Genomic DNA, 14,325 nt, shown 5'->3' with positions numbered 1-14,325 from the left:
GTCTGACGCCATCGGGGAACCCAGGCAAATTCCGGGCGTTTGTGCTCCAGTTAGAGGCCGAGGCAATCATGACGACATTCGAAACCATCTTCAATAACCCGAGCTTGCCCCAGACAAAATCACAACGGCCGGGCGACCGCCAAGAACAGGAGGGCAGTGCCTTGCGCCTGAAAGGGAGTGCTGCCAAGGCGGCCTTCCTGATCAACGGCAACAGCTATTTCGCCGAGCTGGCGCGCACGTTGCGGCAGGCGCGGCGCACCATCTGGATCGTCGGGTGGGATTTCAATCCGAACATCCGGTTGGAACCCGAGAAGTCCGACGAAACGCTGGCCGACCTGTTGCATGCCCTGGCAGCGGTAAATCCGGAGCTCGAAATACGCATCCTCATCTGGGCGCTCGGCCCCGTCTATTCTGACAAGTCCCTGCGGGTGCTGCGGAAGAAAAACTTTCCCAGAAATGGGCGGATCGATTTACGCTTCGAGCCTCAGCCAACATTGCGCGGTTGTCACCATCAGAAACTCGTCTGTATCGACGATGCCGTCGCCTTCATCGGCGGCATAGACCTGACGTCGCGCCGGTGGGACACCTGGCTCCACCGCGCCAAGGATAAATTGCGACGTGACCCCAAGGGCGTTTCCTACGATCCGCTGCATGACGTTCAGGCAATGGTCACCGGCGACGCCGCAAGGCTGATCGGCGATATCGTCAGGCAGCGCTGGGAAAACGCTACCGGCGAAAACCACCTGTCGTTGGCCGAAGACGTCCCTTTCGCCTGGCCGGAGGATCTCGCCGTTTCGATGAGGGAGATCGCGGTCAGCTTCGCGCTGACGGAGCCGTCGACCGCACTTCGCCCCGGCATCAGCGACGGCATCGCCATGACATTGGACGTCATCGCCCGGGTTCGGCGGCAGCTTTACATCGAGGCGCAATATCTCGCCTCCTTCCGCGTCGCCGACGCCATTGCCGCGCGACTGCAGGAGGAAGACGGGCCTGAAGTCGTCATCATCTGCACGCGCAGCTCTCACGGGCTGATCGAAAAGCTTGTCATGGGCGGCAATCGCGACCGGGTCATCCGCCGCCTGAAACGCGCCGATCGTGCGGACCGCCTGCGCGTCTATTATGCCGTCGTGCCCGGGCCAATCGTACCCGAGCCACTCCCGCCTGGAGAGAATGGCGAGGTCGAGGTGCTCGTCCATTCCAAACTGATGATCGCCGATGACGAGCTGGTCCGCATCGGCTCCTCCAACCTCAACAATCGCTCGGAAGGACTGGATTGCGAATGCGACATGCTGTTCGAGGCCGGCAACAACGAGCATCGCCGCGCGATCGCGGATCTGCGCAATCGCCTGCTTTCGGAATATCTCGGAACCACCCCGGAAAGCTTTGCCGCAGCCTTTATGCAAAGCGGCTCGTTGATCGAGGCGGTCGACGCGCTCAATGATGGCCCTCGGGGCTTGCGGGAATTCACCGTCGAGCTGCCGGGCAGCATTTCGCCGATTTCAGGCACCGCGCTCTTCGACCCGGTTCGACCCTTCGCCCCTCTAGACCGACTGGGCCTCGGCGCGCTCGTCCGCCTCCTCATCCGCCCCGCGTGATCTCCAGCGGAAGATCACCTCGCTGATGACGAGAAGCGTTGTGCCGAACACCAGCGGAATGAAGAAATAGGCACAGCGAAACGCAATCAGCGCGCCGATCGAGGCCTCCTTCGGCACGGCATAGGAGACGGTTGCCTCGAGGACGCCCAGACCGCCTGGAACATGCGTTGCGAGAATAGCCGAATTGGCGAGGACGTAAGCCGTCACCGACCTGAAGAAGGCGACGTCGCCGAAGGCAGAGAGCATCTGGTGCAGACAGGCGGACACGAGCATGAAGTTGACCGTCCCGACCCCGACCTGCGCGACCGCGATCGAAAATCGCGGCAGCTGAAATGACCAGCGCCACAGCCGCAACGTGCCGCGGATGAAGAACGCCAGGCCCGAATAGACGACCGGCACGACCAGCGCCAGCGCACCGAAGATGCGGACGCTTGCAGGATCGATGCGCAGCAGGCGTCCGGCATCGCCGGGATTGACGATCATCGCAAGACCACCCAGCGTGATCAGCCCGAGCCCCACGGTGACACCGCAAAACAGGATGATCTTCGCCACGTCCTCCGCTGTCAGTCCCCAGCGCGAATAGAAACGATAACGGAAGGCGCCGCTGCTCAGCCCGGCAAAGCCGATATTGTGGCCGAGCGAGAGGCTGATGAAGGACGCCAGCGCAATCCTGGAATAGGGCAAGGATTTGCCGAGCGAACGGATCGCCAGGAGATCGAAACAGCCGAGGCACAGATAGGATGCCGCCGCGAAGAGCAGTGCTGTGCAAAAGGTCGAAAGAGGTATGCTGCGGACCGATTGGACGATCTCTCCCAGACTATACTGCTCGAAGATCCGACAGAGGAGAAAGACCGCGAGACAAAGGGCGGCAACGAGCAGTCCATTCCAGATTATGCTTTTCAAGCTCATCGATTGTCCATTTCCGAGATGCGAGCGCCACGGCTCGATCATCTGGAACGATCAAACGAGTTCCGTGTTCCCCCGGGGAACAAGTTCTATGTTCCCCGGGGGAACGAGCTTTCAGCGGGCCTATGCCGGATAAATCAATCAGACTCCTGACCTATAACGTCCACAGTTGCATCGGCAGTGACCGGAAGCTCGATCCCGGCCGCATCGCTTCCGTCATCGCTGAAGCTGAGGCCGATATCGTCGCGCTTCAGGAGGTCGATGTCCTCAGGCGCAGGACCGGCGGCGTCGACCAGGCCCACGCGATCGCCTCGCTTCTGAAGATGCAGGCGCATTTCCATCCGGCCCTGTCGATTGCCGAGGAGCAGTATGGCGATGCGATCATCACCTCGCTGCCGACAGGCGCGGTCAAGGCCGGCCCGCTGCCGTCCATCGGCGAACAGCGGGGCGCCTTATCCGTCGAAATACTGGTCGGCGACAGAAAACTGCTGGTCATCAACACCCATCTCGGCCTTCGCGGCCGCGAGCGCATCCGGCAGATGACGACGCTGCTGAACTCGGGCTGGCTGCGCGGCACGGCGGACGAGCCTCTTCCCACCATTCTCTGCGGCGATTTCAACGCCATTCCGTCATCAGCGACTTACCGACTTGCCACGCGGTCATTGAAGGACGCCCAGCTCGCAGGCGACGCCGCGGCAAGAGCGACCTTTCCCTCCCGTTACCCGCTGATGCGCCTCGACCACATCTTCGTCAGCGACGATCTCATCGTCAAGCAAGCGGCGGTCCTGCAAAACCGCCTGACAAGGGTTGCCTCTGACCACCTCCCTCTGTTTGCCGAAATCGGTTTCGCCTGATCAGTCATCGCTGCTGACGATTTTCACCTGGCGAACTTCCGGTTCATCGCCGCCGCCACCAACGGCAACGCCGTCGTCGCCACGGCACCCAGAGGCAGTCGCCTGATGCCCCTCGTGACGACGAAGGTCGCCGCCATTGCGGCTGCCAGCTTGAGCCAGGGCTGATTGCCGAGCTGCGCATGAGCACTTGCATCGGCCCATCGGACGTTCTCCGTAACGACGGTCGCGGCCTGATGTTGGATCACGTGAAGACGAGCGCGAAGGTTTTCGATCTCTTCTCTCAGTTCTCGCAGCCGGCCTTCGAGGGCATGACCATCGGAGACCAGGAGAGGTTCCTCGACGGTGCCTTCAACCCGGGCATGACCACCGAGCGTGGCAATATACGCCCGATACTCGGCCTCGCTGGCAAAACCCTCACGTCTGATGAGATCAGGGTTGATATTCGCCTCTTCGAAGGAGGCCGGTGCGGTTTCCACACCGTCGCGCATACCCTTGTCTGTGCCGATGTCCCCGCGTTCGTCCTTGAACATGATGCGTCTCCAGTTGTTCCTGGCGATAGAACGCCCGACGGCTCAGAAGGATGCATCGGCTGCCCGCCCTCGGGCTGGACAAAATGCTGGTTTCGGCGAATATTGAAACGAATATTTCACGAGTTGTGCAGTATGAAATATTTATTCCACTGATGCGTCATGCGTCCGGCAGGGATTATGTGCAGAGCCGGTTCGAGGGGACCGGTATCTTCACCCGAGATTGATTGTCTGCTTCAAGCCATTTCCTTCCGACGGATCTAGGAATTTCGGAAGGTCAAGAGGAGGGGCGAGCAGCCGTTGGTTGCGAGCAAACCCGTGGCTGCCGCCTCAGGCGGAAGGAGGATTTCACTCGAAGGGAGGCGATCTGCAACAGCCCTGCGCCAAGGCGCCGCAACGAGACTGTGAGCCGAGGAGGGACTCATGTTGGGAAGGCTGTTGTCACGTGTTCGCATCCAGACGCAGGTGATGGTGTTCATCGTTCCCTTCGTCTTCAGCATCATGGCCGTGGGTGCGACCGGTTTTTATGCGTCGAGCTTGCTTCAGGGGCGGATGGATATTTCCAATTCCGTTCTGCAGTCGTTGAGCGGATTTCGCGATTTGTCGGCCGCGATGGGCGAATTCCTCGCCAATGCCACGCAAGAAAACCGCGATGTTGTCACCCGCAAACTTGCCGATCAGCGCGTTCTTCTGAAATCCGGCATCGATAGGCTCACCGCGGATCGCGGCGGTCAGCAGGAGCTGGAGCAAGCGCTGTCTTCCATCGACGGAATTTCGGCCCGCATGGATACACTGTGGCAACTTCAGGAAACTCGGTCGGCGCTCTTTACCGATCTACAGAAGGCGCAGAGCGTCGTCGTGTCGTCCCAGACGGATATCGTTGAAGGCTCCAAGGTCCTCCAGCGCGCCGCCGACATGCAGGAAGATGAAGCCCGCAATACGTTGGGCGATGCACAGCGCATTTCGGACTTCGCCTCCTTCGCCCAATCGCTAAACGACAAGGCTCAAGCCGCCGCCCCTATCGGCGGCCCCGATATGGAGGAACTCACCCGGCAGCAGCGCATCGTGGGAATGGCGCTCGGCGGCGAGGCACCGGAAGCCAAAAAGGCGATTGACGATGCCATTGCTTCGTTGAAGCCGCTTGTCGAAGCCTCCAGCCAGACCGAGGAGCGTACAGCCGGTCTCAGGAATGCGACGAGCCATATCGTCGGCAGGCTGCCCGAATTGCAGGAGGTCGCCTCACGGCGCGTGAAGGCGGTTACGGATAAGGCGGCCGAGACCGCCAAAACGGTCGAGCGCGCCAAAACCAGCCAGAGAGACGGCCAGAAACTCACGACCTCGGCTTACGTGATTCAGATCGTTATGGCGAAACTGACCTTGGCGCCAACGGACGCCAATCTCCAGCGGCTTTCGCAGGAAATCGCGGCTGTCAGAAAGGGCCTGGACACGCTGATTTCCAATGCCGGCGGTGTCGCGCAGTTCGATAATCTCAAAGCCAAGCTTCTGCCGGCGCTGGACAAAATGCAGAAGGCTGCCACCGACCTCGTTCGCATCAGCGCGCAGCGCCAGGACGAATTCCATTTGGCCGCGGCCGACGTGGACCGGATGTGGTCTCAGTTGACTGCATTCGCCGAAGTGCAGCGGCAGAATGCTGCTGAGGAACGCGCGGATGCCAATTCGATGTCCCTGGGAACGACGATCCTCGGCGTGGTGATCGCAATCCTCGCAGGCGTCGGGCTGACCGTTACGCTCAAGGGGCCGATCAATCAGATCACCTCGGCTATGAGGCGCTTGGCGGACGGCAAACTCGAAACATCCATCGTCGGTGACAGCCGAGCCGATGAAATCGGCGATATGGCCCGCGCCCTGGGCGTATTCAAGAATAATGCCATCGCCAAAGTCGAGATCGAGGAGCGTAGCGAGGTCGAGCGATCGAGGGCCGAGGAGGAGCGGCATCGCAATGATGAAGAAAAACGCACGGTCGAAGAGCAGATAGACTTCGCGGTTACGGCGCTGGCGGAAGGTCTCGGACGTCTGGCACGGGGCGACATTTCTCAGACGATCGCAACCCCCTTCTTCGGCCGATTGGAGCAGCTTCGTAACGATTTCAACTCGTCGCTCCTCCGGCTGCAGGAAACGATCGACCAGATCCGCACCAACACCCGGATGATCGAAGGGAACGCCGGTCAGATGGATCTTGCCGCGAACGATCTTGCGCGGCGCACCGAACAACAGGCCGTCGCACTCGAAGAGATAGCCGCAGCTATCGAAGAGATCACTACTACGGTTCGTTCGTCGGCGGCCTGCGCCGATGATGCCCACCAGATCATCACGGACACCAAACAGGTGGCCGATTCGTCATCCCAGGTCGTTGCAAGCGCCATCGACGCGATGGGCAAGATCGAAGCGGCATCCGACGAGATCGTTCAAATCATCGGCGTCATCGATGAAATCGCGTTCCAAACGAACCTGCTTGCCCTGAACGCCGGCATCGAAGCGGCCCGCGCCGGCGAGGCCGGAAAAGGCTTTGCGGTCGTGGCCCAGGAAGTGCGCGATCTGGCTCAACGCTCCGCGGAGGCCGGCCAAAGGATCAAACAGCTCATCGGACGTTCGCAGACGGAGATTACCAACGGAGCGCGTGTCGTCCGCGAGACGAGCGAAGTCCTCGAAAGCATTTCGGCGAAAGTGGTCACCGCCTCCGAGCAGATGGACGTCATCGCTCGCTCGAGCAGAGAGCAGTACAACGCCCTCCATGAAGTGAATTCTTCCGTCAACCGGATGGATCAGATGACGCAGCAGAATGCGGCCATGGTCGAAGAAACCAGCGCGGCGACGAAGGAACTTGCCGACGAGACGAGGATACTCCTCCAGTTGATCGATCAGTTCCAATTGGAGCAAACGGGGGCGCTTCGTCGAACCGCCGCGGCATAGAACGGTCATCCGCTTGGCGAGCGGCTCAAGCTTCCGCATCGCGACCTTCACCGTCGCGATGCGCTGAAACGCTCCGGCCGAAAGTCCGCCAGCAGTGGATGGCGGCGTCCGGTGGCGATCTCGTCCGCCAGCAGTTCGCCGGCAATCAGGCCGAGGGTGGCACCGCTATGGCTGAAGGCAACGAAATAACCAGGGATTGACGGCAACTCGCCGAAGACCGGCTCACCATCGCCCGGAATGGGCTTCGGACCGACCCCATAATCTTCGATCTCCAGTTGCGGATTGCCTTCGAGAACCCTTGAGGCCTCGCGCAGCAGCCCCTCCAGCGTCGATTGCCTGACATCATAGCTGCCGTCGGGCTTCACGCTCACCTCTTCCTCGGACCAGGCGGAATCGAGCGCGAAGCCGCCGCCGGGCGTCGGGCGGATGGCAATGCGAGGTGTGTTGAGCACCGCCTTCAGCGGATGGCGGAGCGGCTTGGTCCTGACGAGAAGCGCAATAGGCGTTGCATCGCCGATATGCTGGCCGACCTCAGCCACGATCGCGGGAACGTCACCGCCCGCAGCAAGCAGCACGGCATCCGCATCGCGGCGCATGCCGTCGGCCGTGATCACGCCACGGGCACGCCCGCCTTCGATATCGACCGTCGCGCGACCGGCGTCCGTGACGATCTCGCCGCCCAGCGTGCGGAATTCTTCCGTAAGCGTGCCGATCAAGGACGGAAGATCGACCCAGCCCTCCCCGGGATTGAAGATCGCGCCTTGCGGCGTCACGGCGCTTGCGTCGACACCCGGCGTCGTCGCGGCAATCCTTGCCGGGGCGAGCCATTGCGCGTGATAGCCGAGATCGCGCTCATAGTCGAAGATCTCGGCGATCTCGTTGCTACCATCGTCCGCATCCCAGGTCAGGCCGCCGTCGAAGCGCAGCCACGGCGCATTGGGATATCGGGCGGCCAGCGTGCGATACCGATCTATGCCGGCCAGACGCAGCCGGTGATAGGCATCGGCGCGTTTACGCGCCGAGTTGAGCCAGGCAAGCGAACGGCCGGAGGCGCCGTTGGCAAGCGGACCGTCGTTAATGAGCACGGTGCGGACCCCGAGCCGCGCCAGATGGACTGATGTCGAGACGCCAAAGATCCCGCCACCGATGACGACGACCTTCAAGGGTTTGGTGGAAGCATTCATGTCGATAACCTTGTTTTCTGCTCTTGCTACAGCGGGTGAAATCCGGCGCAGCCGGTGTGAGGACGACCGGGGCACCATGCGTTGCCTCGGGCGCTTCAGAGAACTTCCGCAAGGAAGCGCTTCAGCCGCTCGCTTCGGGGATTGTCGAAGATCTGCTTCGGGCAGCCGGCCTCGACGATGCGGCCCTCATCCATGAAGACGACCTGGTCGGCCACCCTGCGCGCAAATCCCATCTCATGCGTCACCACGGCCATCGTCATGCCCTGGCGGCCGAGGGCGGCCATCAGGTCGAGCACGCCCTTCACCAGTTCGGGATCGAGCGCACTCGTCACTTCGTCAAACAGCATGACCTCCGGATCCATGGCCAGCGCGCGTGCGATGGCGACGCGCTGTTGTTGCCCACCCGACAGACCTGCGGGCCGATGATCCTTACGCCCTGCAAGACCGACATCGGCCAGACGTGCCTCGGCGATGCGCCGCGCCTCCTGCCTCGGCATCTTCTTGATCTTGGTCAGCGAAAGCATGACGTTCTCGAGTGCCGTGTGGTCGGGAAACAGGTTGAAGTGCTGGAACACCATCCCCACCCGCCGGCGCAGCCTCTCCGGCTTCATCGCCAGGATGCTCTCGCCATCGAGCAGGATGTCACCACCCTTCGGTTCGACAAGCCTGTTCATGCAGCGCAGCAGCGTCGATTTGCCCGAGCCGGAAGGGCCGATGATGCAGGTGACGGTACCGGCGGCGATGTCGAGATCGACCCCCTTCAGCACGTCGAGATCGCCATAGGCCATGGTGAGGTCCCGGATGTTCAGGGCGCCGCCTTTGAAGCGCGGCGTACTCTCCTCCGCCGCCTTGGCTGTGGGACCTGGGCCGGTGGCGGCCTGCAGCTCGCTCACCTCGATTAATCCGCTCGCAGCACCCGAGCCGCGACCTTGTTTTCCGAGCCGCAGTCTCGCATCGATATAATTGACGAAGTGGGTCAGCGGCACCGTGATGACGAGGTAGAAGACGCCCGCCAGCAACAAGGGCGAAAGATTGCCCGTGACGACAGCCTGATCCTGCCCGACACGGAATATCTCCCGCTCGGAGGCGAGCAATCCCAGGAAGTAGACAAGGCTGGAATCCTTGACGTTTCCGATGAATTGATTGACCAGCGCCGGCAGAACGCGCCTGATGCCTTGCGGGATGACGATCAGGCGCATGCCCTGCCCGTGGCTCATGCTGAGCGCCCGGCAGGCTTCCATCTGGCCGCGCTCGACGCTTTGAATGCCCGATCGGAAGATTTCGCCGATATAGGCTCCGGCAATCAGGCTGAGCGCCAGGATGCCGAGCGGAAATGGCGATGGACCGAAGATCTCACGCCCGATCCGGGCAAAACCCTGGCCGATGATCAGGATCGTGACGATCGCCGGCAGCCCGCGGAAAACATCGGTGTAGATGCGTGCCGGCAGCCGCAGCCAGCGTGACTGCGAGATGCCCATCACGGCGAGAGTCATGCCGATGACGACACCGAGTACGGTCGAGGCGGCGGCCAGGATCAGCGTATTCTTCAGGCCGACGCTGATCATGCTCGGCAGAACTTCCGCCATGGCATCCCAGTCCAGGAAGCTGCGGCGCAGATTTTCAAGCCAGTTCATTCAGATCCCCATGAATTCGTGCTCGGCGCAGACGCCGCCGTCCGGCAGAGCCTTGGTAAGCCGCCCGCCATGAGCGGGCGGCTTGCGGCGTCACTTCTTGGGAAGATACTGTTCCGGCATCGGTGAGCCGGGGAACCATTTTTCATAAAGGGTCTTCCAGGTACCGTCCTGCATCGCATCGTGAAGCGCGCCGTCCAGCGCCGTGCGAAAGGCATCATTTCCCTTTCGGACCACGAAGCCAGCAGGCGCATCGAAGGACGGGATATTCACGGCAACCTTCAGAGCGGGATAGCGCTCGCCATATTGCTTGGCGGCCTCGTAGTCGAGAAAATGCGCATCGACCGTTCCGTTGTTGAGCGCGGCCACGGCAGAATTGTTGTCGGGGAATTTCACCAGATCAGTCCCCCCGAAATTCTTGGCTGCATAGACTTCCTGCAAGGTCCCCTGCACGACGCCGAGACGCTTGCCCTTGAGGCCATCGGCATCCTTGATACCGGCATCCGGGGTCAGGACGGAGAGATAACCGGCAAGATAGCCGTCGGAAAAATCGACAGTCTTCTTGCGGGCTTCGGTTGTCCCGATCGCCGCAACGGCAACGTCGAACCGTTCGTTTGCGACCGACGGCAGGAGTGCTGAAAATTCCTGGCCCGTGAACGTCACCTTGTCTTTTTGAAAGCCGAGGCGGGAGACGACGTTGAGAAACAGCTCGATATCGAAACCGGTGAACTGGCCGTCCGCCGTCGCAAACGTATAGGGCTTGGAATCGCCCATCGTGCCGACGCTGATCACCCCGGGCTCGATGAGGTTATAGGGATTGTCGGCGGCGGCCGCAGAACCTGCGCCCATCGCAAGAAGGCATGTCAAAAGGCCGGCCCGCAATGGGGCGAGGGTGGCCACGAATGATTCAAAAGGCTTCATGTTCGTTCTCCGCTCTGAAAGGAATGCTCTTGTCGGCATCGTCGGGTCGCCCTGCCCCACCGCGCATTGCGATAGAGATTTCTGGACAAGATACCGGTCTCCTGTAGAAAGAGACCGGTCTCACAACATATTTGATATCCGTCAATTGACCGGTCGTCAACAACTCTTGTAGTCCTCGGCTCATGGAAGATTCCGCTCATTCGAAACGTGCAGTCACGGTCGCCGACGTCGCGAAGGCCGCAAAGGTCTCGAAGGCGACGGCCGCCCGTGTGCTCGGCGGCTACGGCGTGGTCAGCGCCAAGATCACAGATCAGGTCATGGCGGCGGCCGCCGCCCTCGAATACCGCCCGAACGAGCTCGCCCGGAGCATGAGCACCGGAAGGTCCGGCATCATCGGGGTCGTGGTCGGCGATATCGAGAACGCTTTCTTCAGTCTGGCGGTACGCGGCATCAGCGACGCGGCCCGTCTTGCTGGATTCAACGTCATCATCGCGAATTCGGGCGAAGAGCTCGATGCGGAAAAATCGGCCGTCGACCTCCTGATCGGCAAACGTGTCGATGGCCTGATCGTCACGCCAGCCCGCTGCGACAGCATCGAACATCTGCAGCACGTCCGCCGCGCCGGCGTGCCGCTGGTCCTGTTCGACCGGGCTATCCCGGAACTCGATGTCGACGCCGTGACCGGCGACGACCGGGATGCGGCCATCACCGCGACCCGCTATCTGATCGGGCAAGGACATCGCCGCCTCGCCTACGTCTCTGCCATGGATGCCGAGGATGGTGGGCTCACCGATATCGGGCGGATCTCGAATTCCGCCGTCCGCGAACGCGTGGAGGGTTTTGTCAGCGTCCTGACCGAGGCGGGTTTGCCGAACCCTCTTCATTATATCAGGCTCGGCGCCACGAACCAGCAACAGACGGACAGCGTGATCAAACGCCTGCTCTCGGAGGGATCGCCGCCAACGGCACTGCTGGCTTCAGACAGCCTCGTCGGCTTGCGCATCTTCAAGTCGCTGCAGTCGCTTGGCCTGTCGATCCCCAAGGACGTCTCGATGATTTCGTTTCTCGACGCCGACTGGACCAGCGTTACCGTTCCGCCGATCACCATCGTCGACCAACGCGTCTATGAGATGGGCAAGCTCGCCGGCGAGCGGCTCATCGCCCGCATCGAACGCGCCCCGCTTGCCGTCGAACGCCTGCGCGTCAGCACGAGCCTCGTCGTGCGCGGCTCCGTCGCAACTATCGACCGGTGAGAACTATGGAGTTGGCCATACCTGCATCGCTTGCGAAGCAGCGAGTAGTACCGCATTGCGATTGGTCACGAATGCCCATGGCCGCCGATTTGATATTACATGGGGTTGCTGTTGTCTTTGCCTGAGCAACGTTATTTAATACCGGAAATACTCGCTGTGGGATTTTCAGAAAGATCATGCTCCAGTCAAAAGACGCCTCATCTGAGCTGATAGATTTGATCTATGGAAGTCTATTCGGTGAGTGCGATTGGCAGGATTTTCTGGATCGCGTGGCGCAAACTTCGCCAAATGGAAAGGCCGCCCTCCATTACCACGATCTGGCCTCGCCTGTGGCCCATGTTCCTTACGTATCGGGGTTCTCGAGGACCGAGGTCGACCAATTCAGCAGCCACTTTGCCGCAGTGAACCCCTGGATTCCGAGATTGAGCTTTGTGCCCGTCGGCCAGGGTGTCTGCGGAGACGAAATCTTTCCACGCAAGGACTTGCTCAAATCGGAATTCTACAATGATTGGCTGAAGGGACAGGCCCAATGCGAGACGAGCATTGGTGTCTCCATCATTCGGGAGGAAACCCGCACCTTCGTCCTATCGACCTGCACGTCGTCAGCAGACCCCGATTTCAACAAAGAAGCAGCCGGGCGCTACACGATACTCGCTCCCCATTTGAAAAGGGCTTTCGATTTCATCCGGAAGCGCGATCTGCTCGCCCCGGAAAGACAGACAACGCAAACGCTGTTTGATAGCATCGGCGTCGGACTGATCTACGTTTCGGAGCATGGGCGAGCACGCCAATGGAATAAGAGCGCAGAAGCCTTAATGGCGGCTGGCTTTCCTATGCATGTCGCCCCAAGCGGCAAGCTCGAACTTCAATGCGAGAAGTCGACTGCCGTTCTCGATTTCCTGACGTCAAGAAAGGGTGTGCAAACAAGGCCGCATACGGCGATCGCAAAGGGGAAGGACAAGGCTAGTTATCGGATCACACTCCTTCGGCTCCAGTCCGATGCATTCACCGAGTTCTTGGAGGGGCCGACTGTGGCCGTCATTGTCGAGCCGATGGTGGCCACGCCACTCAATGAGCGGCGAGACTTCTTAATGGAATCCTACAAACTGACTGCGACGGAGATTCGGATCGCCTCAAGCATTGCCTCCGGCCATTCTCCAAAGGAGGTGGCCATAGCCGATCACATCAGCTACGAAACGGTCAGAACCCACCTCAGAAACATCTATTCCAAGCTCGGGGTAAACTCCCGGGTTGGTTTGGTCGCGCTGCTCATGCGCTGACGATAGACTTGCAATTCGTCTCCTACCGCCCGCATGGCTCATATTGCGAACGGGTTAATACGACCTAGCAAGTCTGGAACACGGCTAGTGTTACCGTGGGCCTATACCGCAAAGCTCGAACCCGCAGCCCAGTAGAACCGCCTGGGCTTCACTCGCCGTAGATGGCAATTCCAATGGTGGCAGTGGCGACGTAAACGCAGAATCCAACGGCTACCCCAGCAAAAAACCCAGCAGCCAAGCTCGTCCTTTTGGTGATAACGATTGCGGCAGCTAGTGGTCCAAGCAGCAAACCGAGCGCTTGCACAACACCTAGCGCTCCATAGTTCATATTGTGAACTGACTGCTGGACAACATAAATCCAGACGAATATGCCGCCGAAGACGATTAAGCCTGCACCGGCTCCCAAAATCCAGCCATGCCGTCTCCACACATTCCGTAATTCCCAAAGAGCGGGAGGCAGCGCAAACGCCCACGGTATAAGATCAGTTATTGTCCACATTTACGAAACTTCACAAGTTTCTAGTCTGTGAACTAACCGTTCGAAGACGTGGCCTGGGAACACCGTCTACACTAGTCATAGAGCTCGCCGTGACCAATCTGCTCCCTGGCAGGCGCATCGCTGATTGAGGGGTCGTCGGCCGGATCTGGCTCTCTCTTGTTGGCATCGCTCAGAAACTGCGCGGCCTTAAGGAGTGCCGCGGTTATCTCCTCGGTGCCCCATCCGGCTTCATTGGCGGCTGCAATCAGCCTTTCCAACGCGTCGCGCGCGGCTACGGTCGCCTCTTCGAAGCGCTTCGCGGGAGATTCGGTCTTCGGCGGTGGAAAGGTCATCGGCGTTCCCTCCATAGGTCCGGCTATTGTGGATGAACGCGGCCCAGCGGAAATGGATGCACGACCATGCTGATTTAACAAACCGATGCCCTGCCCCGCCATACCGGCTACGACTGGCGACGTCTTTCCGCCTCAGATGACCGTTTTCAACAGAAACGGAGAGCGCTCCAACGGACGCTGGGCGAGGATTCTCAGCATCGCCGGGCCTTGTATGCCGGAAGTCGTGCAAGAGTGGCCGTCGTGATAGACCACCGTCATGACGCGGCTCAGACTATCGTATCTGATCTCTGCGATCGTCCGGGTGTGAACCGGAAAGATGAATTCATGGGGTTGAGATTCCTCCCCCGAAGTGTTCAAGCTCATTGCGATGCCCCAACGAAAAAGCAATTTTGGCTCGACCCTGCCCTGGTCT

Annotated in this window: 12 protein-coding genes; 5 read left to right on the top strand and 7 right to left on the bottom strand. The window is 60.4% G+C overall.

Features of this window, described 5'->3' with window-relative positions:
* Positions 1–68 precede the first annotated feature (68 nt).
* A complete protein-coding gene (locus AC1D2N_RS18605) occupies positions 69–1,595 on the top strand; it encodes a phospholipase D-like domain-containing protein (protein WP_131702032.1) in 1,527 nt (508 codons plus the stop codon).
* Here the strand turns inward: AC1D2N_RS18605 and AC1D2N_RS18600 are convergent.
* Positions 1,542–2,504 (bottom strand): lysylphosphatidylglycerol synthase domain-containing protein, encoded by a 963-nt coding sequence (locus AC1D2N_RS18600; protein ID WP_026188713.1) that lies wholly within the window; start codon positions 2,502–2,504, stop codon positions 1,542–1,544. The genes AC1D2N_RS18605 and AC1D2N_RS18600 overlap by 54 nt on opposite strands.
* 122 nt (positions 2,505–2,626) lie before the next feature.
* On the opposite strand from AC1D2N_RS18600, the gene AC1D2N_RS18595 reads away from it, so the two are divergent.
* On the top strand, positions 2,627–3,355 hold the full coding sequence (locus AC1D2N_RS18595; RefSeq protein WP_477981736.1) for an endonuclease/exonuclease/phosphatase family protein: 729 nt from the start codon (positions 2,627–2,629) through the stop codon (positions 3,353–3,355).
* 23 nt (positions 3,356–3,378) lie between these two features.
* Here AC1D2N_RS18595 and AC1D2N_RS18590 read toward each other — a convergent pair whose 3' ends face one another.
* Positions 3,379–3,885, bottom strand: a complete 507-nt coding sequence (locus AC1D2N_RS18590; RefSeq protein ID WP_477981734.1) for a hypothetical protein — start codon at positions 3,883–3,885, stop codon at positions 3,379–3,381.
* 420 nt (positions 3,886–4,305) lie between these two features.
* Here AC1D2N_RS18590 and AC1D2N_RS18585 point away from each other — a divergent pair, with 420 nt between their 5' ends.
* Positions 4,306–6,813 (top strand): methyl-accepting chemotaxis protein, encoded by a 2,508-nt coding sequence (locus AC1D2N_RS18585; RefSeq protein ID WP_018245870.1) that lies wholly within the window; start codon positions 4,306–4,308, stop codon positions 6,811–6,813.
* Positions 6,814–6,860: 47 nt separating this feature from the next.
* Here AC1D2N_RS18585 and AC1D2N_RS18580 read toward each other — a convergent pair whose 3' ends face one another.
* From AC1D2N_RS18580 to AC1D2N_RS18570, 3 genes are all read right to left on the bottom strand, one after another.
* Positions 6,861–7,997: an NAD(P)/FAD-dependent oxidoreductase gene (locus tag AC1D2N_RS18580; protein ID WP_018245871.1), complete on the bottom strand. Its 1,137-nt coding sequence runs from the start codon at positions 7,995–7,997 to the stop codon at positions 6,861–6,863.
* A gap of 95 nt (positions 7,998–8,092) precedes the next feature.
* Positions 8,093–9,631, bottom strand: a complete 1,539-nt coding sequence (locus tag AC1D2N_RS18575; protein ID WP_018245872.1) for an amino acid ABC transporter permease/ATP-binding protein — start codon at positions 9,629–9,631, stop codon at positions 8,093–8,095.
* 90 nt (positions 9,632–9,721) lie between these two features.
* Positions 9,722–10,549, bottom strand: a complete 828-nt coding sequence (locus AC1D2N_RS18570) for an ABC transporter substrate-binding protein (protein ID WP_018245873.1) — start codon at positions 10,547–10,549, stop codon at positions 9,722–9,724.
* A 182-nt stretch (positions 10,550–10,731) separates the two neighbouring features.
* Between AC1D2N_RS18570 and AC1D2N_RS18565 the strand changes: the two genes are divergently transcribed.
* Positions 10,732–11,802, top strand: coding sequence for a LacI family DNA-binding transcriptional regulator (locus tag AC1D2N_RS18565; protein WP_128411477.1), 1,071 nt, complete (start codon positions 10,732–10,734; stop codon positions 11,800–11,802).
* Between the two features lie 176 nt (positions 11,803–11,978).
* Positions 11,979–13,082, top strand: a complete 1,104-nt coding sequence (locus AC1D2N_RS18560) for a LuxR C-terminal-related transcriptional regulator (RefSeq protein WP_018245875.1) — start codon at positions 11,979–11,981, stop codon at positions 13,080–13,082.
* A 570-nt stretch (positions 13,083–13,652) separates the two neighbouring features.
* Here AC1D2N_RS18560 and AC1D2N_RS18555 read toward each other — a convergent pair.
* Both AC1D2N_RS18555 and AC1D2N_RS18550 read right to left on the bottom strand, forming a co-directional pair.
* A complete protein-coding gene (locus AC1D2N_RS18555) occupies positions 13,653–13,913 on the bottom strand; it encodes a hypothetical protein (protein WP_018245877.1) in 261 nt (86 codons plus the stop codon).
* Between the two features lie 132 nt (positions 13,914–14,045).
* The gene (locus AC1D2N_RS18550) at positions 14,046–14,276 is read right to left on the bottom strand and encodes a hypothetical protein (RefSeq protein ID WP_026188714.1); all 231 of its coding nucleotides are present in this window, start codon (positions 14,274–14,276) and stop codon (positions 14,046–14,048) included.
* Between the last annotated feature and the right edge of the window lie 49 nt (positions 14,277–14,325).

The organism is Rhizobium sp. P1_B8 (assembly GCF_056406515.1).
Note: the sequence above shows the minus strand (reverse complement) of the source record. Positions and strands in the feature narration are given on the sequence as shown.